This is a genomic window from Providencia lanzhouensis (genome assembly GCF_050469745.1).
Classification (GTDB): domain Bacteria; phylum Pseudomonadota; class Gammaproteobacteria; order Enterobacterales; family Enterobacteriaceae; genus Providencia; species Providencia lanzhouensis.
Genome location: NZ_CP174123.1, coordinates 4,006,784 through 4,030,448 on the forward strand (window position 1 = coordinate 4,006,784; position 23,665 = coordinate 4,030,448).

The following is a 23,665-nucleotide window of genomic DNA, read 5'->3' on the forward strand; positions in this document are numbered from 1 at the left end:
GTCTGCCCGACAGCCCTATCTGGCTGTCGGGGTCATTCTGATAAAACTATTTTGCTTTGTTCTGTTCTTTCAGCGCACGAATACGTGAAGAGAGTGAATAGAGACGGATAAACCCACCAGCATGGCTGTGATCGTAAACTTCATCTTCACCAAATGTTGCAAACTCTTCAGAGTACAGGCTCTTATCCGCTTTTTTCTGGATAGCAGTCACTTGCCCTTTATACAGTTTCAGAACCACTTCACCCGTCACATCCTGAGCCAGGGATTCTGCCGCTGCTTGCAGAGAATGACGCAGTGGCGCAAACCAGCGACCGTCATACACCACATAAGACATTTCTAGACCTAACTGCTCACGCCATTTGTAGCTATCGCGGTCTAATACTAATTGCTCAACACCACGCAGTGCAGCCATCATGATGGTGCCCCCTGGGGTTTCATAGCAACCACGGGATTTCATACCCACTAAACGGTTTTCTACGATATCGATACGACCCACGCCATGTTTTGCACCCAGCGTATTTAATGTTTCTAAACAACCCAATGGAGACAAGGCTTTACCGTTCACAGAAACCACTTCACCGTGTTTCACACCCACAGTCACCAGCTCAGCTTCATCCGGTGCGTCTTTCGGATCAACCGTCCATACCCAGCAATCTTGGTTGGCTGCATTCCATGTGCTTTCTAATACGCCACCTTCGGTAGAAATGTGCCATGCGTTTTCATCACGGCTGTAGATTTTCTCTAAGCTAGCGGTAGTTGGAATATTACGTTCTTTCAGGTAATCCAGCAGAGCTTCGCGGGAACGTAAGTCCCACTCACGCCATGGCGCAACCACTTTCAGTTGTGGTGCTAAAGCGGTGTAAGTGCTTTCGAAACGCACTTGGTCATTACCTTTACCGGTTGCGCCGTGCGCGACTGCGTCTGCGCCAACTTTCAATGCGATTTCAACTTGCGCTTTAGCGATAATTGGACGCGCCATTGACGTACCCAGTAAATAGCTACCTTCATACAATGCACCCGTTTTCAGTACTGGGTAGATATATTCCTTGATAAACTCTTCACGCAGATCAACCACATAGCATTCAGAAGCACCTGATTGCAGGGCTTTTTTCTCAACACCGACTAAGTCTTCTCTGTCTTGACCCACATCAGCAACGAATGCCACGACCTCACAGTCATCGTAGTTCTCTTTTAACCATGGAATGATAGCCGACGTGTCTAATCCACCGGAGTATGCTAATACAATCTTCTTAATGCCCTTTTTCATAAATTACCTGTCCCAATTCTTTTAAAATAAATGTTTGATTTGTCTGTTTGCTCAGTTCTTCATTCAAGAAGCAAGAATTCGTGTGCCAATCGCGGTGCCATTAAATAATGATGGCAATTGCTCCGCATGGCGCCAGCTTGCAATATCTACCGGGCGTTGCAATGTGGAAGCCGCTTCTAAAGCCGCATTCACTTTGACTATCATTCCATCCGTGATGATGCCTTGGTCGATAAGTTTTTGCGCTTTGGTAGTGGTCATTTCATCAATTTTTTGACCTTTACCATCCAAAATACCGCTCACATCAGAAAGCAGGACTAAATCTGCATTCAGTGCTTGGGCAATCGCTGTCGCGGCTTGGTCTGCATTGACGTTCATAAGTTGCCCCTCTTCGGTGATCCCGATAGAGCTAATGATGGGTAAATATCCCGCAGACAGTAATAATTTCAGTAACTTCGCATTACCCGCTTTCGCGCTACCCACATGGCCTAACTCATCATTAATTTGCGTAACCACTGCGCTGTGTCCATCCCCAAGGGATAAACCCACCGCTTGCAATTGATGTTTAATCGCCCATGCCAACAAAGTTTTATTCGCCGTTCCGGCTAACGCACCAGTAATAATGTCGATTTGGTCTGCTGGCGTAACGCGCAATCCTTGCTTTTTCACAACGGGTAATTGCAGTTTTTGCATTAATTCATCAACTAGACATCCACCACCGTGAACAATTACCAGCTCACGTTGATGAGCCTGACGGTAGGTTTGGATCGCCGTAAATAATCTTTCTAGGGCTTCTTCGCTATCGAGTAACACACCACCCAATTTAATGACTAAAGGTTGCATGGAGATTTATCCTTAATAAATTGCCATAAGAGCATTAAAGTAATGACTGCGTTTCGTTGAAACCAAACCGAATATTCATGCACTGAACAGCTTGCGCCGCGGCACCTTTTAATAGGTTATCTTCTGTACCCACTAAAATCAGGTGCTCACCTTTCAATACAAAGCCGATATCACAAAATGGCGTGCCAACCACCGATTTCAGTGCAGGAACCCCTTTGTCATATAAACGAACTAACGGTTTGTTGTGATACGCATCTTTAAATGTTTGGCTAATTTGCTCCGCTGTAACGCCGGCTTTCACTTTGCAAGTGATGGTCGCCAGTATGCCCCGTGCAAAATTGCCTAAATGTGGCGTGAAAATCACATCTCTACCTAGATGCGTCGCGATTTCAGGTTGATGACGGTGAGTGAAAATACCGTAAGGCTGTAAGCTCACTTCGCAAAAGCTGTTCGTCATGGAAGCTTTGCGCCCTGCCCCTGAAACGCCACTGGTCGCATTAATGACTGGCCACATGTTTTCATCGAGCAAATCCGCTTCAATCAGCGGCTTTAATGAAAGTTGAGAAACCGTTGGATAACACCCCGGTACCGCAATCAGTTGAGCTTGACGGATTTTATCTGCCTGCCATTCCGCTAAACCGTAAACTGCTTGCATTAACCACTGGGTATTTGTATGTTCGAAACCGTAGTATTGCGGATAAAACGCCGCATCTTGAACACGATAAGCACCCGAAAGGTCAAACACCACGCAACCCGCTTCAAGAAACTGGGGCGCGATGTCATGGCTCACTTCATGGGCGGTCGCGAGGAAAACAACATCGACCCCTTTTGCAGCCTCAGCCACATCAGTAAGCGGCTGAACCGGAAGGTCGATAATGCCTTTATACTGGGGATGTAAATCAGAAAAGCATTTACCTGCATCCGCACTTTGTGCGGAAACCATCAGCCCAGAAAGATGAATATCGGGGTGACGTTGTAAGTAAGCGGCTAATTCTGCTCCAGTATAACCACTGGCCCCGACAATGAGTGTGTTCAACATGTGTTTTCTACCTTGTACTCGTGACCCAAACAGTTTAATGTGTATTTTTATTCAAATAAAGTGCATGAATATTGATACTATTATGGATAAAGGCTGTCAACAGTGAATATTAAATTACCTGCATTTATTGAGATTTATCGTCAATTAATCGCCACTCCGTCGATTAGTGCGACTGATTCGCAACTCGATCAGAGTAACCGAGCGCTGGTGGAGCTATTAGGTGGATGGTTAGAAACCTTAGGCTTTACTGTGAATATTCAACCGGTCCCTGATACCCGAGATAAATATAACCTGTTAGCCTCGATTGGCGAGGGTAACGGAGGGTTGATGCTATGTGGTCACACGGATACCGTCCCATTTGATGACGGTCGCTGGACTAAAGATCCGTTCAAGCTCACCGAACATAATGGCAAACTGTATGGGCTAGGCACCGCAGATATGAAAGGCTTTTTTGCCTTTATTATTGATGCACTGCGAGATGTTGACCTCAGTACCTTAAAACGTCCTTTGCATATTCTCGCCACGGCAGATGAAGAAACCTCGATGGCTGGCGCTCGCTTCTTTGCCGCCAGCACGCAATTACGCCCTGATTTCGCCATCATCGGTGAACCGACATCATTACAGCCTATTCGCGCGCATAAAGGGCATCTTTCCAATGCCATTCGCATTACAGGTCAATCTGGGCATTCCAGTGATCCAGATAGAGGCGTTAATGCCATTGAATTAATGCATGAATCTATCTCTCACTTAATGACCTTAAGAAATACATTGAAAGAGCGCTATAACAACCCTGCGTTTGTGATCCCTTATCCAACCATGAACTTCGGTCATATTCATGGTGGTGATGCAGCAAACCGAATTTGTGGTTGCTGTGAATTACATATGGATATTCGCCCACTACCAGGTTTAACGTTGCAAGATCTGGACGAGCTACTCAATGAAACTCTCGAACCCGTTCGTGCAAAATGGCCGGGTCGCTTAGCCATTGAAGAGATGCACCCACCGATCCCCGGCTACGAATGCCCCACAGATCATAAAATGGTGGCAGTCATTGAGCAGTTATTAGGTAAAAAAGCGGAAACCGTGAACTACTGTACGGAGGCGCCATTTATCCAAGAACTCTGCCCAACACTGGTGCTGGGTCCCGGCTCTATTGAACAAGCCCACCAGCCTGATGAGTTCATCGATATGAGCTTTATTGAACCAACCCGCCAACTCATCAGCCAAATGGTCGAGCACTTCTGTTTTACTGAATAATGTTGTACTGCATGCGGAGTCACTTGGCTCCGCATTTCCCCATCATGAATTTTTCTCTTGTTGCGCCTGAAAAAACATCAATTCCAAATTTGATTTAGGAGTTGACTCTCACTCAATATCGCGTAATCTCTATTTAGACGTCTAAACGTATAGAAGTACAAAAGAGTGCATATAATCGAATAACGAAAATAATCATTAAATAATGAGTTTCTTGAGGCGAGGTCACAGGGTATGAGTTTCTTTCACGCAAATCAGCGCGAGGCGTTGAACCAAAATTTAGCTGAATTAGATGGGCAGATTAATGTCTCATTTGAATTTTTCCCACCTCGCTCAGCAGAAATGGAACAAACATTGTGGAAGTCTATCGATAGGCTCAAGGTCTTAAAACCAAATTTTGTCTCTGTCACCTACGGTGCTAACTCCGGTGAGCGAGATAGAACCCATAGCATCATTAAAGATATCAAAGATAAAACAGGATTAGTGGCAGCACCGCACTTAACCTGCATCGATGCCAGCCCTGATGAACTAAAAACCATCGCGCGCGATTACTGGAATAACGGTATTCGCCATATTGTGGCATTACGGGGAGACCTTCCTGATAACAGCCGCAAGCCCGACATGTATGCTGAGCATTTGGTTGAATTACTGAAAACTGAAGCCGACTTTGACATTTCCGTCGCCGCTTACCCCGAAGTGCACCCTGAAGCTAAAAGTGCTCAGGCAGACTTAATCAATTTGAAGAAAAAGATTGAAGCCGGAGCCAACCGTGCCATTACCCAATTTTTCTTCGATGTTGAAAGCTACCTACGTTTTCGTGACCGATGCGTAGCAACAGGCATTGATGTGGAAATCGTACCGGGAATTTTGCCAGTCTCTAACTTTCGCCAGCTAGAACGTTTTGCCAAAATCACCAATGTGCGTATCCCAAGTTGGATGAATAGAATGTACGAAGGCTTAGATGATGACCCTGAAAGTCGTAATCTTGTTGGTGCATCAATTGCCATGGACATGGTGAAAATTTTAAGTCGTGAAGGCGTAAAAGATTTCCATTTTTACACCTTAAACCGCTCTGAATTGACTTACGCCATTTGCCACACATTAGGCGTTAGACCAAAATAATTGGGTGTTAGGTTGAAGTAACCACTTCATTCCTATCACTTATCGGGTTAATTCATTTATCGTGAATTAACCCAGTTATATTCCCCTCCCTCTATTCTATTTATCGCCATTCTCTATAATTCCATTTTCCATAGTTAATGCAGGCTAAAACCAATCATTATTAGACTAGATATTAAAGTTATGGAATAAATAATCCCTTAAATATGCCCAAATAGAATTAAAATGCAGAAAATATTTAATTAAAAACCTGAAATTAGATCAATCCAAAACAAATAGTCGCTTAGTGATGTGCTGATTAATATCATTAAAAATCACATAAAACGCTATTTTATCCTTATTCACCATTATTTACCTGATAATGAAAATATTATTTTTCAATAGCTTACAAAACAAAAGAAACCACATATCCCATTGATGCAACTCATTTTTTCACATTGAATGACGTAGTGAAAACCCAGATTAACAATGTTGATAAATTGTTATACCTGATTAACTTCGAATTTAAATCATATTTACCATAAAAACAAATAATCAAAACAACCGCTATTAAAATAAGACTTTCGTTTAAAGAACTTTATTCTAATTTATTTTTATGCTTATATGAAAATATAAGATTATTGATCATTCCTAGTAATAACATCTCAATTATTGAGGAGATTCGTTGTATGAATAATAAATCAGTATCTTCAAAATATAGTGAATTAGATGATATTTATGCTTCATTTGATTTATCCCAATCCTTACCAAAAACGAAATTCCCAATCAAAGAAAGCGACCCGAGAAATGTATTTAGCGCAGTACGTGATGAGCTAATGCTAGATGGTAATTCCCGACAAAACTTAGCGACATTTTGCCAAACATGGGTCGATGACGAAATTCGCAGTTTAATGGATCTCTCTATCGACAAAAACATGATTGATAAAGACGAATATCCGCAAACCGCTGAAATTGAAAACCGCTGCGTGCATATGCTCGCTGACTTATGGAACTCTCCTGACGCACTCAATACATTAGGCTGCTCAACAATTGGCTCTTCAGAAGCCGCAATGTTAGGGGGACTGGCGTTAAAATGGCAATGGCGTAAAAAACAAGCTGCCAAAGGAAAACCCACCGATAAACCTAACTTAATCTGTGGTCCTGTCCAAATTTGTTGGCATAAATTTGCCCGTTATTTTGATGTTGAACTGCGTGAAATTCCACTTGAAGGCGACCGCCTGATCATGAGCCCTGAAGAAGTTCTCAAACGCGTTGATGAAAATACTATCGGTGTCGTTCCGACTTTAGGTGTGACGTTCACTTGCCAATATGAGCCAGTGAAAGCAGTTCATGATGCATTAGATAAACTGCAAAAAGAAACTGGCTTAGACATTCCTATTCATGTGGATGGTGCAAGTGGTGGTTTCCTCGCGCCTTTCTGCGCGCCTACCCTGGAATGGGATTTCCGTTTACCTCGTGTTAAATCCATCAACGCATCTGGACACAAATTTGGTTTAGCGCCATTAGGTGCCGGTTGGGTAATTTGGCGTGAAGCGAAAGACCTCCCAGAAGAGCTAATTTTCAATGTGAACTACCTTGGCGGTAACATGCCAACCTTCGCATTAAACTTCTCTCGTCCAGGTGGACAAATCATTGCACAGTATTACAACTTCCTGCGTCTTGGTCGCGAAGGCTACGCTAAAATTCATAATGCTTGCTATGCCACCGCGCAATACCTTGCCCGTGAAATTGAGAAACTGGGTCCATTTGAGATGATCTTTGATGGCGATAGTGCCAAAGGTATCCCAGCGCTGGCATGGAAATTAAAAGACGGAGCGAAAACTAGTAACTACTCTTTATATGATATTGCAGACAAACTACGTAGTCGCGGCTGGCAAGTTCCCGCTTACTCAATGCCTGCAAACCGTGAAGACCTGGTGATCCAACGTATTTTAGTCCGTCATGGTGTCAGCCTAGACCTCGCCTCACTGCTCATCGAAGATTTCAAACGCACCCTCGAATATTTCGAGAAACACCCTGTCAGTACACCACTTTCTGAAGAAGAAAGCGGCGGTTTCAATCACAGCTAATCCTTAGTCGTTTATCCAGTCGGCGTATTCATTTATGCGCCGACTGACTTCGTAAAACATATGACAGGAGAATAGGCATGGCGACGTCAACAACAGCTCCAGCCGCAAAACAACTCACCTTGTTAGGTTTTTTTGCGATCACCGCGTCTATGGTGATGGCGGTCTATGAATATCCGACATTCGCCACATCGGGTTTCAGTTTAGTCTTCTTTTTACTCTTAGGGGGATTGCTATGGTTCATCCCCGTAGCCTTATGTGCTGCCGAAATGGCCACCGTTGAAGGTTGGGAAGAAGGAGGGATTTTCGCGTGGGTTTCCAACACATTGGGAGAGCGTTGGGGATTTGCGGCGATTTCATTTGGTTATCTACAAATTGCGATAGGTTTTATTCCGATGCTGTACTTTGTACTCGGCGCCCTATCCTACATATTAAATTGGCCAGAACTCAATACTGATCCCATCACCAAAACCATCGGCGCTCTGGTGATTTTATGGGTTCTCGCCTTTACCCAATTTGGTGGAACAAAATATACAGCAAGTATCGCAAAAGTCGGTTTCTTTGCTGGGATTTTATTACCGGCTCTAATTCTCGTTGGGCTAGCGATTAGCTACTTGGCAAGCGGTGCGCCTTTAGCTATCGAGATGAGCACAAAAACCTTTATTCCTGACTTCACTCAAATCGGCACATTAGTGGTCTTTGTCGCCTTTATTCTCAGCTACATGGGTGTTGAAGCCTCTGCAACCCACGTCAACGAAATGAAAAACCCTGGTCGAGATTATCCTGCAGCAATGTTTTTACTGATGATTGCGGCGATTTGCTTAAGCTCTATTGGCGGTTTATCGGTTGCTGCCGTGATCCCTAACAGCGAAATCAACCTATCTGCTGGTGTGGTACAAACCTTTGAGGTTCTCGTTACCCACTTTAATTCCACTTTAGAGTGGGCAGTACGGATTATTGCCGCGTTGCTATTACTCGGCGTATTAGCGGAAATTGCCTCTTGGATTGTGGGACCTTCCCGTGGGATGTATGTCGCTGCACAAAAAGGAATTCTGCCGAAAAGCTTTGCCAAAGTGAATAAAAATGGCGTGCCAGTCACGTTAGTGATTTCCCAATTACTGATCACCACGGTGGCGATTATTGTCCTTACTAACACGGGCGGCGGCGGGAATATGTCCTTCCTGATAGCGCTGGCATTAACCGTTGTTATTTATCTGTGTAGCTACTTTATGCTGTTCCTCGGTTATATGCATTTAGTCTGCAAACAATCTGATAAAAAACGGGCATTCAACGTTCCGGGCGGTAAAAGCTTTAAATTGTTAATCGCGTTTGTTGGGTTAGTGATCTCAATTCTGGCATTTGTGGTGTCATTCTTCCCACCAAGTTCATTGCCGGGCGGAGCAGATGATACGACTTACGTGACGCTGCTCGCGGTCAGTTTTGTAATTATCTTCCTGCTGCCTTTTGTGATTTATGCATTCCACAATAAAGTAGGAAAATCCACCAACGTCTCCATGGTGCATATCAAAACTCACAATGCCCCAACGAACCATTTCTTTATTCATCCACGGGCGCGTTCGCCTTATCATTTGATCCATAATGATCAGAACAAAAAATAACGTTCGACCATAAACGAAAAAGGCTGCCAATTGGCAGCCTTTTACTTATCACTAATTATAAATAACGTAATCAATTGCTAGCCTGTATTACGCATACCCGCCGCAACACCAGCAATGGTCACCATCAACGCTTGCTCCACACGCGGGTCTGGATGCTCTTGTTGACGAGAGCGCTGTAATAGCTCAGCCTGCAATACGTTCAGTGGGTCGGTATAGACGTTACGTAGTGCGATGGATTCAGCAATCCACGGTAGATCCGCCATCAACGCTTCATCTTTAGAGACCGCTAAAACACTTTTAATATCTTCAGATAACTGGTCACGCAGCTTTTGTCCCAGTGGCCATAGACGTTTTTCAACGAGGCAATGGTCATAATACTCCGCCAGCCATAAATCAGCTTTCGCGTACACCATTTCCAGCATCGCAATACGGGTTTTGAAGAATGTCCACTCTTGCCACATTTCATCCAGTACCGCTTGCTTGCCTTCTTTTTCGATGACATGTTTCAGCGCCGCACCTGCCCCTAACCATGCGGGTAACATCAAGCGGTTTTGTGTCCACGCGAAAATCCAAGGAATAGCGCGAAGGGTCTCAACACCCCCAGAAGGACGACGTTTTGCAGGGCGAGAACCTAATGGCAATTTGCCCAGCTCTAACTCTGGGGTCGCCGCACGGAAATACGGGACAAAGTCAGGCTGTTCACGCACATAATCGCGATACATCGCGCAAGATACGTCAGACAACGAATTCATTACCGCCTTCCACTCTTCTTTTGGCTCTGGCGGTGGCAGTAAGTTAGCTTCGAGGATAGCGCTCGCGTACATGGCTAAGCTGCTAATGGTCACTTGCGGGAGACCAAACTTAAAGCGGATCATTTCGCCTTGTTCCGTCACACGCAACCCGCCTTTTAAACTTCCCGGTGGTTGGGAAAGTAATGCAGAGTGCGCTGGCGCACCGCCACGACCAATGGTGCCGCCACGACCGTGGAACAGTGTCAGTTTCACGCCTTCTTTATCACACAACTTAATCAGGGCATCTTGTGCACGATACTGCGCCCATGATGCTGCCATCACACCCGCATCTTTTGCAGAGTCAGAGTAACCAATCATCACCATTTGGCGATCATCAATCAGCTCACGATACCACTCAATGCTAAGCAACTTAGTCATCACGCTTTCGGCGTTATTTAAGTCTTCCAGAGTTTCGAACAGTGGCGCAACCGGCAATTTAATGGAGGCACCCGCTTCTTTTAGCAGGAGTTTGACGGCTAAAACGTCGGATGGCACTTTCGCCATCGAGATCACGTAAGCGGCGATAGAGTCATTCTTCGCTTTAGCGATAACGCGGCAAGTTTCGAATACTTCTTGCGTTTCTGCTGTCGGTTGCCAATCTTGTGGGATCAGCGGGCGGCGAGATTGCAGCTCAGTCAGTAAGAAATCTTGCTTCTCTTGTTCTGACCAATTGCCATAGTTACCCAGCCCCAAATATTCTGTCAGCTCAGACAGCGCATCAGTATGGCGAGTGCTTTCTTGGCGCACATCGATACGCACCAATTGCAGACCAAAGCTGCGGATACGACGCAGCGTATCTAACAGTGAACCATTGGCAATAATGCTCATATTACAAGCAACGAGAGATTGGTAGCAGGTATACAGCGGATCCCACAGTTGCGCGTTATCCGTCAGTAAATCCGCTGGTGGCAGAACTTGCTCGCCTTTCACTCGGCGCTCTAAATATTCCAATGTAGAGAACAGTTGGCTACGCAGATTTTTGGCAATTTGGCGATAAGGCTCATCCACATCATCGCCACCCGCGAGCGCACGCAGTTCTGGCGTCGCTTCCGTCATAGAAAGCTCCGACACCAAGACTTGAATATCTTTCAAGAATAAATCGGCGGCTTTCCAGCGACTTAATAGCAGAACATGGCGAGTGACTTCCGCGGTCACATTCGGGTTACCATCACGGTCGCCGCCCATCCATGACGTAAAGCGGATTGGGTTTGCTTCGACAGGTAATTCAGCCCCAATGGACTCTTCAAGCTGTTCATTGAATTCCCGTAAAAATGCCGGAACGCCTTCCCACAACGAGTTTTCAACAACCGCAAAGCCCCATTTAGCTTCATCGATTGGCGTAGGGCGAATTTTACGAATTTCATCGGTATGCCAAGATTGCGCCACCAGTTGGCGTAAGCGACGCATAATATTGTTGCGTTCGTAATCCGCTAAATCATCATGATCGAGCTGGGATAAACAGGTGTTCACCTCAACAAGTTTGTGAATTAAGGTGCGGCGGGCGATTTCGGTTGGATGGGCAGTCAGTACCAGCTCAATAGAGAGCTCTTCAACGGCTTTTTGAATATCACCGTGGCTAAAATCATGCTCTTTTAAACGCCCAAATAATTTCTGTAGGGCAACAGGGTTACTCGCCGCTTCACCGTGGGGAGAAATACTGTGGTATTGCTCTGCCACGTTGGTTAAGTTTAAGAATTGGTTGAATGCCCTCGCAACGGGTAATAGCTCGTCGTTGGTGAGTGTTTGCAAGGTCATTAATAATTTTTGGCGCTGAACTTCATTACCTGCGCGGGAGGATTTGGATAGCTTACGAATAGATTCGACTTTATCGAGGATATCTTCACCAAGAGCGTCTTTGATGGTATCACCGAGTAGCTTACCCAACATACTGACATTACTGCGCATTGCGGAATATTGCTGATTCATGGGACTCCTGATCTTGTGCTGTTGGCAGGATGCCACCCCGCTTCTCGTGAACGGTTAACAAACTGCGCTGGATTTCCTGTAATAAAATTTCAGTCGGCTAGAATTATGTTTTGTGATGCAGACCGCGAATTTCACCCTGTACCCTATATTCATATCAGAAAAAAAGCGCTTTGGGTGATTTTTCTGAAATTTAATTACAGCACCATTTTTATTAATTTTTCTTATTTAAGTATTGCGTCAGCGCAATCTATCGTCGATTCAGCACTTTTAAGTCATGAATCTTATTTAAGAATAAAATAGGAATTGGAAAATTTGGGAAATGAAGAGAACGCACGCGTTTATCTAACCCGTGCGTTACTGATTTTATAAAAGCTGAGAAAGTCGATTCAGGTCAGATTGGATAGCACCGGCGGTCACATCGCGACCCGCACCTGGTCCACGGATCACCAATGGGTTATCACGGTACCAACGGCTTTCAATGGCAAAAACGTTATCCCCCGGCAATAAAGAGGCTAACGGGTGCTCAGGTTTAACCGCCTCGACACCCACTTTTGCTTTACCTTTCACTGCATCAAACCGCGCCACGTAACGTAGCACTAACCCCAGCTCCTTCGCGGCTTCTAAGCGCTGCTGCATCTGCTCGTTAATCACGGCGCTATTTTCAAAGAATTCATCCAGTGAGCCTGTTTCCGCTTGCGCTGGCACTAACGATTCCACGCGCACATCATCCGGTTCGATATCATAGCCCGCTTCTCGCGCCAGAATAATGAGCTTGCGCATCACATCTTGCCCAGATAAATCGATGCGCGGATCCGGTTCCGTTAATCCTTGCTGCCAAGCTTGCTCGACAAGCTCACTGAAAGGCACTGAGCCATCAAACTGCAAGAATAGCCACGATAATGTGCCAGAGAAGATCCCGCTGATCGCCAGAATCGCGTCACCGCTTTCTTTGAGATCGCGCACTGCGTAGTTGATCGGCAACCCAGCGCCAACGGTCGCATTATAGAGCCAATGACGCCCCGTTTTGGCGAATGCATCACGAATTTCACGATACTGCTGAGTAGGCGCTGCCCCTGCGAGTTTGTTTGCACTGATAACATGGAAACCGTAACTCGCAAAGTCCACATAACTATTAGCAAGCTCGCCACTGGCTGTGACATCCAACACAATCAGGTCATCATAAGGGTGCGCTCGCATCCATAAAAACAGATTGTCGTCCTGATGCTCGACCGCTTCATCATCAAAGAAAGCTAATGCACGGCTTGGGTCAATACCTTGGTAATTCAATAAACTGCGGCGACTATCCACGACACCCGCCAAAACAAAGTCAAAGTCACTGCGAGCAGAAATATTTTGCTGCTCAACCGAAAACAGCTCTAACCAACGGGCGCCAATATTCCCTTTACCAAATAATACTAAGCCGATGCGCTTTTCGGCGCGGAATAAGCTTTGGTGCATACCTTGAATGATATGCTCAGTTTGATTAGTACGCAGTACCGCGACTAAGCTAATGCCATCTTCTGAGTGCCAGATAAACTCAACCGGCTGCCCTTTAAGCTCTTCATAAAAACGGTGGCTATGCAGCGGTTTTTTACACACACCAGCGCCAACCAGAGCCACCAGTGAAAAACCTTCACGTAATGAAAGAGACCCAGGCAATGCCGCTTCTTCCAATACATTCAACGCGCTTTCCACCACTTCCGAGGTGTAGCACAGTTGCAAGATAGCGCGGTCATGGTGAACGCCTCGCGCCAATGGGCGAAGTTGTACGCGTTTTAATAATAAATCCACATCCTTGCAGATTTGGTTGAAGTCGCGCCCTGCAGCAATTCGCAGCTCAATTAAGCACACATCGTTGTGGCTGGTGACAATTTTTGCCCCCGTCCCCGAGGCTAATACACGCTCAATTTTGGTGGAGCCTTGCTCCGGCTGGTAGCTACAGCGCAGCTGCAAATCAATATTGCTGACGGAAACAGGCTGCAAAGTACGCGTATGTAAGACAGGCGCAGCAAGGCGAGCCAATTCACTCGCTTCATCTAAACGCAATAACGGCAATAGACATGCATCTTTCACCTTGCGAGGATCCGCACTGTATACCCCTGCCACATCACTCCAAATGGTGACTTTGCCGACATCCGCTAATGCCCCTACTTGGGTAGCCGAATAGTCACTGCCATTACGTCCTAACAGGACGGTTTCACCTTTTTGATTACGGGAGATAAACCCTGTGACCACAAGACGGCGCTGAGGATGTTGCACCAGTAATTGCTGTAGGAGATGGCGGGATTGAACCTCATCCACCTGTGGCTGCGCTGCTCTTTCTGCGCGTAAAAATGTACGTGCATCTAGCCAAGCGCTTGCCATATCAAACTGTTCAAGCACGGCAGACATTAAACGTGCAGACCAAATTTCACCATGCCCCACAACTTCTGCGTAGGCAGCATCATTGATAGGTTTATCCAGTAGCCCACTGAGTCGTTCTAAATCCGCAACAAATAGCTGATTGAGCTCATTAGCCTTCTCTTCAGGCAGTAAACCACTGATCAAATCTTGCTGGTAGCGGCGTAGCGCTTGCTGCACTTGATGGGCAGAAATACGGTCACTCTGGCTTAATTTAAGCCAACTTATCAGCTGGTTTGTGGTACTCCCTGCCGCAGAAACAACCATTAAATCGCCGGGTTGGCTGTAGTTCGCCATAATGGTGGCGACACGCTGATAACATTTCACATCAGCTAAGCTACTTCCCCCAAACTTGTGTAACTGTCGGTGACAAGGGATCACCTCAAATGCTGTTATTGCACTCATCAAAAACTCCGCTAACGTTATGACGCAACCTTAAATGCGTGGCTTAAATCTGCGATAAGATCCTGACTATCTTCAAGACCGACTGAAATGCGCAATAAACTATCAGTAATACCTGCTGCGGCTCGCGCTTCAGGAGACATGCCAGCATGGGTCATGGTCGCCGTATGGGAAATCAAGGTTTCTACACCACCGAGAGATTCCGCTAATGTAAACAAGCTCAGCGCCTGTAAAAACTGACGAAGTTGCGCTTCATCGCCTGCAAATTCAAAACTTAACATTGCGCCAAAGCCAGATTGTTGCGCGGCGGCAATGTGATGTCCCGGATGATCACTCAAGGCAGGATAATATATTTTCTTCACCAGCGACTCAGTTTTAAGATATTTTACGATTTCACCCGCATTATGCTGCTGCTGTTTTATGCGAGGCAACAATGTTCTCATACCTCTGAGTAGCAGATAACTGTCAAATGCACCGCCAGTGACACCGATATTATTCGCCCACCATGCTAATTCTAGAGCCCATTTCTCTTCTTTTGCAATCACCGCACCCGCAATAATATCTGAATGACCATTGAGATATTTTGTACAAGAATGTACAACAAAATCAGCACCTAACGCTAATGGTTGCTGTAATGCAGGGCTTAAAAATGTGTTATCCACCACCACCAAAGCCCCTGCTTGATGTGCAAGCGTTGAAATATGTTGGATATCGTAAATTCTCAGTAACGGGTTACTTGGGGTTTCAATGAGTACCAGTTTGGGTTTTCTCGCTAATGCCGCTTGCAACGCAGATTCGTCACTTTGATCAACAAATTCAACCTGATAAGCCCCTTTTTGGCTCAAGCTATTAAATAAACGGTAGCTGCCGCCATAGCAATCGTGAGGGGCAACGAGCAAATCACCCGGCTGTAATAATACCGTGCATAATAGATGGAGAGCCGACATCCCGCTGTTAGTCATCACGGCACCACTTCCCCCTTCTAGCTGTGCCAGTGTTCGCTGCACAATATCTCGCCCAGGATTACCACGACGGGAGTAGTCATGGGTTCTTGGCTCATTGAAATCTGTAAAATTATAGGTGCTAGATAAATAGATGGGAGGAACAACGCAACCAAATTGCGAGTCTTCATTGAGTCCATTATGTATCGCGATAGTGGATGCTTTGTATGTCATGAGTGTCTCTCCAAGTATGGGATAGCTCAAATCATACTCAAAGCAAATTTAGCCGTCAACATGTCTGGACGTCTAAACCTCTTTACGTTTATAACAACTAATGGAATAATCAGCCATAATAATTATGTGCCAATGGATAGTTAGACCACCTTACCGGCATATAAAAAGACTTAATTTATTGATTTTAATACGCATTAAATAATAACTTAAGCCCTTTATTCTTAACCCGTATGCTGAGTGTATCTTGAAAAAAATTCATCTTCAGGATCAGGAAACTGACACTCGTATATTATTTTATTATCAATGAATATATCCAAGGTATCTCATGGCTGAATGGAACGGTGAATATGTCAGTCCGTATGCTGAACATGGCAAAAAAAGCGAGCAAGTCAAAAAAATTACAGTATCGATTCCTTTAAAAGTACTGAAAATTTTAACTGATGAACGTACTCGTCGTCAGATCAATAACTTGCGCCACGCGACTAACAGTGAATTACTGTGCGAAGCCTTTTTGCATGCGTTTACTGGTCAACCGCTGCCGGATGATGATGATTTGCGTAAAGAACGCAATGATGAGATCCCTGAAGCAGCAAAAGAGATCATGCGCGAACTGGGTATTGACCCAGAAACTTGGGAATATTAATCCCTCCGCGTCTTTCTTTAACACTCGACTTACTGATGTGGGTCGAGTGTGACTTATCTTAGCAGCCTATTTCACCTCAATAACACTCTTACCCGCTGATCCACCATCATTTATTTTCATTATCTTCATGCTGTTAAGCAATTTCATTTGTTGCCGATAACCAATGTACGCGTTTTGCCATGGATTAATCTCAAGAACAAGCCATCCGTCAAATAAAGCGCGATTTTTCTTTCCTCTAAAGACTATTTTTACAGCTAAATGCTTAATTATATTAAAAAACAATAAAGCCTGCTGTATATCAAGTTTTATGGGGATCCTGCATAGATAAATTTAATAGTTATCTATACTCATATTGCGTGATTCGAATACATAGCTAAATGGAATTTATAATGAAAAAAATTATTGCCGTATCTCTACTCAGTTTGGTGTCTAGTGCTGCCTTTGCAGGGGCAGAAAGCCTGTATGTCTCAGGTAAAATCGGGGCTTCAATTGTCCAAGTTTCAAATCAAAAATGGCTCACTAGCGATAACGAATTTGAAAAAACCAATCTCGGAAATACCAATGATTCTGTTTTCGGCGGCAACATTGCCGTCGGTTACGATTTTTCTAAAACCACCACGTTACCTCTGCGTACCGAACTTGAATTTGGGATGAGGGAAAAAGCCTCCACAAGCCATAACTTGGCGTCCTACAACGACCACGTCGATTTAAGTAGCTCGGATGATGTCAAAACCGATATCACCTTAAATACGGTAATGCTCAATACCTATTATGATTTCAAAAATGACACCAAATTTACCCCTTACGTGAACGTCGGGTTAGGTATGGCAAGCATTAACCACAAAATGCGCTACGACTACAATGAACATATTGTTAGCATGAACCAATTCACTCATGAAAAATTCACCAAATCTAAAACCACCACTAATTTTGCGTGGAGCGTCGGCTTAGGTTCGCAATACAGAGTGAATAATCACGTTTCATTAGATATGGGATACCGCTTCTTAGATGCAGGAAAATCTGAAGCGAGTTACTACGCAGATAGCCAAGAAAACACTTCTAAAGTCAAAGTGAGAAGCCATGACATTATGTTTGGTATAACTTACCGTTTCTAAGGATTTTCAGTTGGCACCTTAATACATATTCTTGAGGTGCCAACCTACTTCTTTCAGCCATTGAATCTAAATATTACAATTATGATGAGAATTTATTTCTTATAATCTATATTATACAGAACTTAATTCTGATGAATATTCATTTTATTCTCTCTTTTTAGCGCAATCCCTCGAAGTTTCTTACACTGACTATAACCCCGCCTTCATCACTTATACTCCAGTAAGGTTTCCATCCGAAATCATTCACTGGTGCTTAATTATGAAAAATTTACTTTTGGCTTCAAGTTGCTTGTTGTTTGCTAATTTAGCAATAGCATCCAGTAATAACGGCGTATATATATCCAGTAAAATTGGTGTATCAGTTTTGAATATGTATGATTCAAAGCTCAAATCCGCAAGTCTCAGCGATCCCAATTTTAGTACCATCAATTTTAGTGATAAAAGTCATTCTGCTTTTGGTAATTACCTTGCTATTGGCTATAACTTTTACGATCAATTTTCACTGCCTATTCGTAGTGAATTAGAGCTTGGTATGAGAGGGAAAATTCAAAATAATTATAATGTTGCTAAGGTTTCTACTCCATCTGGCATAGATGCATCTACAGATATGAAAAATGAAGCAACTCTCACAACAGTGATGCTAAATGGATACTACGATATGAAAAACCAGACTCAGTTTACACCTTATATTTCTTTTGGATTAGGTCTGGCAAGTACTCGATATGATAGAGAACTACAAACATTTCTCCAAACGCCTAGTAGTAAATCTACAGACCTGAATTCAGCATCGGAAAGAATTAATAAATTAGCATGGAGTATAGGCTTCGGTAGTCAATATGCATGGAGCGACAATTTATTATTTGATATGAGTTATCGTTTCTTAGATGCAGGGAAGTATCAGATCACAACTAAAGATGCATTTGATCCTGGTGATACCCACAAATCCCAATTCAATCTCGCCAGCCATGACTTTATGTTTGGAGTCGCCTACCGTTTTTAACAGCTCAATTGGCGAATTTTAGGCAATAAAAAACCTGTTCAATTGAACAGGTTTTCTTACTGAATACGTTAAATCAACTTCAACGTGACAGGTTTTATTACTTTTTAGCACCTGGGATGCTGAAACGCTGGTTGAAGCGATCAACACGACCACCGGTAGCAACATCACGTTGTTTACCAGTATAGAACGGGTGGCAGTTACCACAAACGTCCAGGTTCAGAGAGTGACCAGCTGTTGAGTTGATTTTCATTACGTTGCCGCAAGAACAAGTTGCAGTAACTTCTTCGTATTTAGGGTGAATACCTTTTTTCATGGGAGAACCTCTAATAAGGCCGTGTCGCCATTCCAGCCCTAACGCCGGACACCACACGTCGTGTTGATTAAATTTAGTTTATTGGCAAAACAAAATTAATTGATACCAAAGGCGGCGGATCATACAGAAAATCTGTTTATCACGCAATGAAAATAGCATGATTTTTGTGGTACTCTAACAGAATACCCTCATATTTTTGTACAAAAAACAGACGGAAATCCAGCTATGATCGTCGTTCAGGTGGCGTTACCTGTTCCTTTAAATCGCACATTTGATTATCTCTTGGGTGCAAATATGCCAGTCCCCGTCATCGGTGGGCGGGTCATGGTACCTTTTGGCAAACGCCAAGCCCTTGGTGTGGTTGTCAATCTGAGCGATAAAAGCGAGTTTCCCGAAGACCAACTCAAAGCCGTGGAGCTGGTGTTAGATTCAAAAACCCTGTTCCCCGACGATCTCTGGCAGCTGCTGCTATGGTCATCTCAATATTATCATTACCCAATTGGCGAAGTATTATTTCACGCGATGCCGACCCTACTACGCCAAGGGAAACCTGCTGAATTTACGCCGATCTGGCAATGGCAAGTGACTGAAGAAGGCCAAGCGGCGGATTTGAATGAGCTAAAACGATCCCCAAAACAGCAGCAAGCATTAGCGCTATTACGCCGCCGTCCAGTTTATCGCCATCAAGTTAGTGAGCTTGAAATCAGTGAAACCGCCCTGCAAGCATTAAAGAAAAAACAGTATGCCGAGTTGCACCCTGTTCAACCGGTTGCGGAAAAATGGCAATCACAGTTTGCCGTGAGTGGAGAACGTTTACGACTCAATAGCGAACAAGCCACTGCTGTAGGCGCAATTCGCGCAGAAGATGATAATTTTTCACCGTGGTTACTGGCAGGGATCACCGGATCGGGAAAAACCGAAGTCTACCTGAGTGTGTTAGAAAATATTCTGGCGCAAGGAAAACAGGCTTTGGTATTGGTCCCCGAAATTGGCTTAACGCCACAAACCATTAATCGCTTCCGTGAACGCTTTAACGTTCCCGTTGATGTGCTGCATTCTGCCCTCAATGACAGTGAACGCTTAGCGGTTTGGTTACGGGCAAAGCAAGGCTCTAACGGCATTATCATCGGAACGCGCTCAGCCTTGTTCACGCCATTTGCTCGTCTTGGCATTATTATTATCGATGAAGAGCATGACAGTTCGTATAAACAGCAAGATGGCTGGCGCTACCATGCCCGTGATTTGGCGGTTTTCCGTGCAAAAAAAGAAAATATCCCAATTATCATGGGAACTGCGACGCCATCACTCGAAACACTGAGCAATGTTCAACAGAATAAATATCGTCAATTAAATCTCACTATCCGTGCAGGAAATGCCCGTCCCGCCGATCAACATTTGATTGATTTAAAAGGTCAGCCACTTAAATTTGGGCTATCCCATTTACTGATTCAACATATTAAAAATCACCTCGCACAAAATAATCAGGTGATTTTATTTTTAAACCGACGAGGTTATTCACCTGCACTGATCTGCCATGAATGTGGTTGGATAGCGGAATGCCAGCGTTGCGATCATTACTATACTTTGCACCAAAATTTTCATCAGTTACGCTGCCACCACTGTGATAGCCAACGCCCTGTTCCGCGCCAATGCCCGCAATGTGGGTCGACGCACTTAGTGCCTGTCGGGATGGGAACCGAGCAGCTAGAAGAAGGGATTTCCGAGCTATTTCCTGATGTGCCCGTCACCCGCATTGACCGCGACACCACTAGCCGCAAAGGGGAACTGGAGCAACATTTGAACGCAGTCCATGAAGGTGGTGCGCGAATTTTGATTGGCACACAAATGCTGGCGAAAGGACACCATTTTCCAGATGTGACTCTCGTGGCATTGCTGGATGTTGATGGCGCCTTATTTTCTAGCGATTTTAGAGCCGCCGAACGTTTCGCACAATTATATGTTCAGGTATCCGGACGAGCAGGACGAGCAGGTAAGCAGGGGGAAGTGTTCTTACAGACTCACCACCCTGAGCACCCGCTTTTGCTCACCTTACTAGAAAGTGGCTATAACGCCTTTTCCGCAGAAGCCCTTGAAGAGCGCCGAGTGGCAATGCTCCCTCCGTTCACTAGCCATATTTTGATCCGCTCTGAAGATCATAATAATCAGGATTCACGGCAATTTTTACAGAATGTTCGCCAATATATTAGCCAACACCCACAAAGTGACTCGCGTTTATGGATTCTAGGCCCTGCACCGTCTATTCAAGCCAAACGAGGCGGACGTTTTCGCTGGCAGCTTTTATTGCAACATCCATCACGCGCCTATCTGCAACAGTTTATGGCGCAATTATTACCTGAGTTACTAAAACAACCGGAAAGCCGCAAGGTAAAATGGAATGTTGATGTGGACCCTACGGATGGTTAACAGCACTAATTTACCTGAAAAATAGGTACTGTAACTAACTGACAACAATAACTAAACCGTCATTTTTTGCCATAAATACATGGATGAAGAATTTGGATTAAGTGGATATCACTATAACTATTTTCAAAATTTGCGAGGCAGCTCTAAAAAATGATGCAAGTCACACTTTTTATGCAAACTAGGTAACAGATATTATTGTGAAACTCTTTAGAATGTCTTTTAATTAACAAAATGACGTGTTCGCGCCATTCAAAAAAAAGCAATCGATTAAATAGACAAAGGAAGGCGTTGTGGAAAGTAAAAAGCACAATAATACGGCGACCATGAAAGATGTCGCGAACGCAGCTGGCGTATCAACAGCCACCGTTTCTCGGACATTGATGAACCCTGAAAAAGTCTCCCTGCAAACACGCCAAAAAGTTGAGCAAGCCGTCTTAGATGTTGGCTATTATCCTCATAACCTTGCCCGCAGCTATAAACGCAATGAATCCAAAACTATTCTCGCGATCGTCCCAGACATTAGCGATCCATTCTTCAGCGATGTGATCTGCGGTATTGAAGAAGTGGCTGCTCACGAAGGTTACTTTGTGCTGATTGGTGACTGTAAACATCAACAAAAACAAGAAAATGCCTTTATCAACCTGATCATTACCAAACAGATTGATGGCATGGTTCTGTTGGGCTCTAACTTACCGTTTGATGTCTCAACCGAAGAACAAAAAAATCTACCGCCAATTGTGATGGCTAACGAATTCGCGCCAGAGTTAAAACTCCCAACGGTGCATATTGATAACCTCACCGCGGCCTTCAATGCTACCCATTACCTGCTAAAACAAGGTCATAAACGTATTGCTTGTATCGCAGGACCTGAAGAGATGCCACATAGCCAATACCGCTTAGAAGGGTATAAAAAAGCCATGTTACGCACCGGAGAAGGGCTAAGAGAGAGCTATATTGTACGTGGAGATTTCTCTCATGAAAGCGGCGCTGAAGCATTAAAAACATTACTTTCTTTACCAGAGCCACCGACTGCCGTTTTCTGCCATACTGATATCATGGCATTCGGTGCCATGTGGCAAGCGAAGAAAATGGGTCTGAACATTCCAGACGATATCTCTTTTGTCGGCTTTGATAACCTTGAGCAAGCCAAATATACATTACCCGCACTGACGACCATCAATCACCCTCGCAGGGAAATTGGTCGCCATGCGATGCTATTATTACTAGAACAGCTACACGGAAATAGTGTCACCGCAGGTTCTCGTCTCCTAGATTCTGATTTAATCGTTAGAGAGAGTACAAAAGCGCCTAAATGCTAGGCAAAATCGTTAAGGTTAAGTAACATATGACCTAAATAACGATTAACAACTGACAACTAGTGAATTAATAGCGTGGCACAAAAAGATTATGTAGCTCGAGGACGGTCGTCCGCTCGTAAAAAAAGCAAAGGCAAATCGAAGAAGGCCCAAGGGCTACCGCTAACCACATTAATTGTGGCGGTCGCTATTGTGGTGTTATTCGTTGGTGGGCTATTTTTTATTACTCATAATAAAAAAGAAGCGCCTCAAACTGCACTCCCCACTCAAGCTGCAAAACCGGGTAGCACGCTGCCACCTAAACCTGAAGAACCTTGGCGCTATAAAAGGGAGCTGGAAGAGCCTTGGCAAGATTACACTTCGCCATCGCAACCTAGCACAAATAGCGGCAATATTCGTCAGTCTGATCTCACTACCGAACAGCGCCAGTTGTTAGAACAAATGGATTCTGATCGTCGTCAACCTGTGACCAACCTGCAAGAAGTGCCATTTAATGGTAAGCCGGTACCGCGCTCACAAGTGGTGATCAATGAACCAGCTAAGCCCGTTGAAACTCCGACTCAACGCAAACCGTCGATTATTGAGCAAAAACCGGAAACACGTCCAGTTGCGCCAGTTCAGCAAGCTCAGCCTGTCACAAAACCGGAAGTGAAATCTGAACCTAAACCTGAGACAGCTCCTGTGAATAAAATGCAGAATATGCTCGTGCAATGCGGTTCATTTAAAACAGCAGAACAGGCTGAATCAGTACGTGCCACTCTCGCATTTGCAGGTATCGAAAGTCGCGTCACCGCAGGTGGTGGCTGGCATCGCATCGTATTAGGCCCATATTCTAAGTCCACCGCTGAAAACATGCGTGACCGTGCAGCAGGCGTTGGTGTGAGTGGTTGTATTCTTCGTGCTTCTGGGGGTTGAAAAATCCCCGCCCCCCCCCCATCTACTGTTTTAACGTACTC

Annotated in this window: 17 protein-coding genes; 10 read left to right on the forward strand and 7 right to left on the reverse strand. The window is 44.6% G+C overall.

The window, feature by feature from the left end; all coding sequences use genetic code 11:
• Positions 1-46 precede the first annotated feature (46 nt).
• The 3 genes from ACIH2S_RS18825 to argC form a co-directional block, all read right to left on the reverse strand.
• Entirely contained in the window at positions 47-1,267 is a 1,221-nt protein-coding gene (locus ACIH2S_RS18825) for an argininosuccinate synthase (protein ID WP_036950892.1), read from the reverse strand.
• Positions 1,268-1,330: 63 nt separating this feature from the next.
• Positions 1,331-2,107 (reverse strand): acetylglutamate kinase, encoded by a 777-nt coding sequence (gene argB / locus ACIH2S_RS18830; protein ID WP_430247845.1) that lies wholly within the window; start codon positions 2,105-2,107, stop codon positions 1,331-1,333.
• 34 nt (positions 2,108-2,141) lie between these two features.
• A complete protein-coding gene (argC, locus tag ACIH2S_RS18835) occupies positions 2,142-3,146 on the reverse strand; it encodes an N-acetyl-gamma-glutamyl-phosphate reductase (protein WP_108479185.1) in 1,005 nt (334 codons plus the stop codon).
• Between the two features lie 102 nt (positions 3,147-3,248).
• On the opposite strand from argC, the gene argE reads away from it, so the two are divergent.
• The 4 genes from argE to gadC all read left to right on the forward strand — a co-directional run bounded on the left by argE (position 3,249) and on the right by gadC (position 9,204).
• Positions 3,249-4,403, forward strand: a complete 1,155-nt coding sequence (gene argE, locus ACIH2S_RS18840) for an acetylornithine deacetylase (RefSeq protein WP_036950886.1) — start codon at positions 3,249-3,251, stop codon at positions 4,401-4,403.
• 231 nt (positions 4,404-4,634) lie between these two features.
• Positions 4,635-5,522, forward strand: coding sequence for a methylenetetrahydrofolate reductase (metF, locus tag ACIH2S_RS18845; RefSeq protein WP_036950884.1), 888 nt, complete (start codon positions 4,635-4,637; stop codon positions 5,520-5,522).
• 665 nt (positions 5,523-6,187) lie between these two features.
• The gene (locus ACIH2S_RS18850; RefSeq protein WP_036950882.1) at positions 6,188-7,588 is read left to right on the forward strand and encodes a glutamate decarboxylase; all 1,401 of its coding nucleotides are present in this window, start codon (positions 6,188-6,190) and stop codon (positions 7,586-7,588) included.
• 77 nt (positions 7,589-7,665) lie between these two features.
• Positions 7,666-9,204: a glutamate:gamma-aminobutyrate antiporter gene (gene gadC, locus ACIH2S_RS18855; protein ID WP_036950880.1), complete on the forward strand. Its 1,539-nt coding sequence runs from the start codon at positions 7,666-7,668 to the stop codon at positions 9,202-9,204.
• Positions 9,205-9,281: 77 nt separating this feature from the next.
• On the opposite strand, the gene ppc is transcribed toward gadC, so the two are convergent.
• From ppc to metB, 3 genes are all read right to left on the reverse strand, one after another.
• Complete coding sequence (gene ppc, locus ACIH2S_RS18860; protein WP_349488175.1) at positions 9,282-11,921, reverse strand: phosphoenolpyruvate carboxylase; 2,640 nt, start codon at positions 11,919-11,921, stop codon at positions 9,282-9,284.
• Positions 11,922-12,284: 363 nt separating this feature from the next.
• Positions 12,285-14,726, reverse strand: a complete 2,442-nt coding sequence (locus tag ACIH2S_RS18865) for a bifunctional aspartate kinase/homoserine dehydrogenase II (protein WP_108479183.1) — start codon at positions 14,724-14,726, stop codon at positions 12,285-12,287.
• A gap of 17 nt (positions 14,727-14,743) precedes the next feature.
• Positions 14,744-15,898, reverse strand: a complete 1,155-nt coding sequence (gene metB, locus ACIH2S_RS18870) for a cystathionine gamma-synthase (RefSeq protein WP_108479182.1) — start codon at positions 15,896-15,898, stop codon at positions 14,744-14,746.
• Positions 15,899-16,223: 325 nt separating this feature from the next.
• On the opposite strand from metB, the gene metJ reads away from it, so the two are divergent.
• The 3 genes from metJ to ACIH2S_RS18885 all read left to right on the forward strand — a co-directional run bounded on the left by metJ (position 16,224) and on the right by ACIH2S_RS18885 (position 18,656).
• Positions 16,224-16,541 (forward strand): met regulon transcriptional regulator MetJ, encoded by a 318-nt coding sequence (metJ, locus tag ACIH2S_RS18875; protein WP_036950870.1) that lies wholly within the window; start codon positions 16,224-16,226, stop codon positions 16,539-16,541.
• A 389-nt stretch (positions 16,542-16,930) separates the two neighbouring features.
• Complete coding sequence (locus tag ACIH2S_RS18880; protein ID WP_108479180.1) at positions 16,931-17,656, forward strand: outer membrane protein; 726 nt, start codon at positions 16,931-16,933, stop codon at positions 17,654-17,656.
• Between the two features lie 259 nt (positions 17,657-17,915).
• Positions 17,916-18,656, forward strand: a complete 741-nt coding sequence (locus tag ACIH2S_RS18885; RefSeq protein ID WP_036950866.1) for an outer membrane protein — start codon at positions 17,916-17,918, stop codon at positions 18,654-18,656.
• A gap of 97 nt (positions 18,657-18,753) precedes the next feature.
• Here the strand turns inward: ACIH2S_RS18885 and rpmE are convergent, their stop codons facing one another.
• Positions 18,754-18,969 (reverse strand): 50S ribosomal protein L31, encoded by a 216-nt coding sequence (rpmE, locus tag ACIH2S_RS18890; RefSeq protein WP_036950864.1) that lies wholly within the window; start codon positions 18,967-18,969, stop codon positions 18,754-18,756.
• 225 nt (positions 18,970-19,194) lie between these two features.
• Between rpmE and priA the strand changes: the two genes are divergently transcribed.
• The 3 genes from priA to ftsN all read left to right on the forward strand — a co-directional run bounded on the left by priA (position 19,195) and on the right by ftsN (position 23,624).
• Positions 19,195-21,393 (forward strand): primosomal protein N', encoded by a 2,199-nt coding sequence (priA, locus tag ACIH2S_RS18895; RefSeq protein ID WP_272535745.1) that lies wholly within the window; start codon positions 19,195-19,197, stop codon positions 21,391-21,393.
• Between the two features lie 290 nt (positions 21,394-21,683).
• On the forward strand, positions 21,684-22,712 hold the full coding sequence (gene cytR, locus ACIH2S_RS18900) for a DNA-binding transcriptional regulator CytR (RefSeq protein ID WP_036950860.1): 1,029 nt from the start codon (positions 21,684-21,686) through the stop codon (positions 22,710-22,712).
• A gap of 72 nt (positions 22,713-22,784) precedes the next feature.
• Positions 22,785-23,624, forward strand: coding sequence for a cell division protein FtsN (gene ftsN / locus ACIH2S_RS18905; protein WP_036950859.1), 840 nt, complete (start codon positions 22,785-22,787; stop codon positions 23,622-23,624).
• The last annotated feature ends 41 nt before the right edge of the window (positions 23,625-23,665 follow it).

Coding starts and splice junctions, on each gene's coding strand:
- metF (WP_036950884.1), top strand. CDS start 4,635: ATGAGTTTCTTTCACGCAAATCAGCGCGAGGCGTTGAACCAAAATTTA.
- metJ (WP_036950870.1), top strand. CDS start 16,224: ATGGCTGAATGGAACGGTGAATATGTCAGTCCGTATGCTGAACATGGC.
- ACIH2S_RS18825 (WP_036950892.1), bottom strand. CDS start 1,267: ATGAAAAAGGGCATTAAGAAGATTGTATTAGCATACTCCGGTGGATTA.
- gadC (WP_036950880.1), top strand. CDS start 7,666: ATGGCGACGTCAACAACAGCTCCAGCCGCAAAACAACTCACCTTGTTA.
- argB (WP_430247845.1), bottom strand. CDS start 2,107: ATGCAACCTTTAGTCATTAAATTGGGTGGTGTGTTACTCGATAGCGAA.
- ACIH2S_RS18885 (WP_036950866.1), top strand. CDS start 17,916: ATGAAAAATTTACTTTTGGCTTCAAGTTGCTTGTTGTTTGCTAATTTA.
- rpmE (WP_036950864.1), bottom strand. CDS start 18,969: ATGAAAAAAGGTATTCACCCTAAATACGAAGAAGTTACTGCAACTTGT.
- metB (WP_108479182.1), bottom strand. CDS start 15,898: ATGACATACAAAGCATCCACTATCGCGATACATAATGGACTCAATGAA.
- ACIH2S_RS18850 (WP_036950882.1), top strand. CDS start 6,188: ATGAATAATAAATCAGTATCTTCAAAATATAGTGAATTAGATGATATT.
- argC (WP_108479185.1), bottom strand. CDS start 3,146: ATGTTGAACACACTCATTGTCGGGGCCAGTGGTTATACTGGAGCAGAA.
- ACIH2S_RS18865 (WP_108479183.1), bottom strand. CDS start 14,726: ATGAGTGCAATAACAGCATTTGAGGTGATCCCTTGTCACCGACAGTTA.
- priA (WP_272535745.1), top strand. CDS start 19,195: ATGATCGTCGTTCAGGTGGCGTTACCTGTTCCTTTAAATCGCACATTT.
- ppc (WP_349488175.1), bottom strand. CDS start 11,921: ATGAATCAGCAATATTCCGCAATGCGCAGTAATGTCAGTATGTTGGGT.
- ACIH2S_RS18880 (WP_108479180.1), top strand. CDS start 16,931: ATGAAAAAAATTATTGCCGTATCTCTACTCAGTTTGGTGTCTAGTGCT.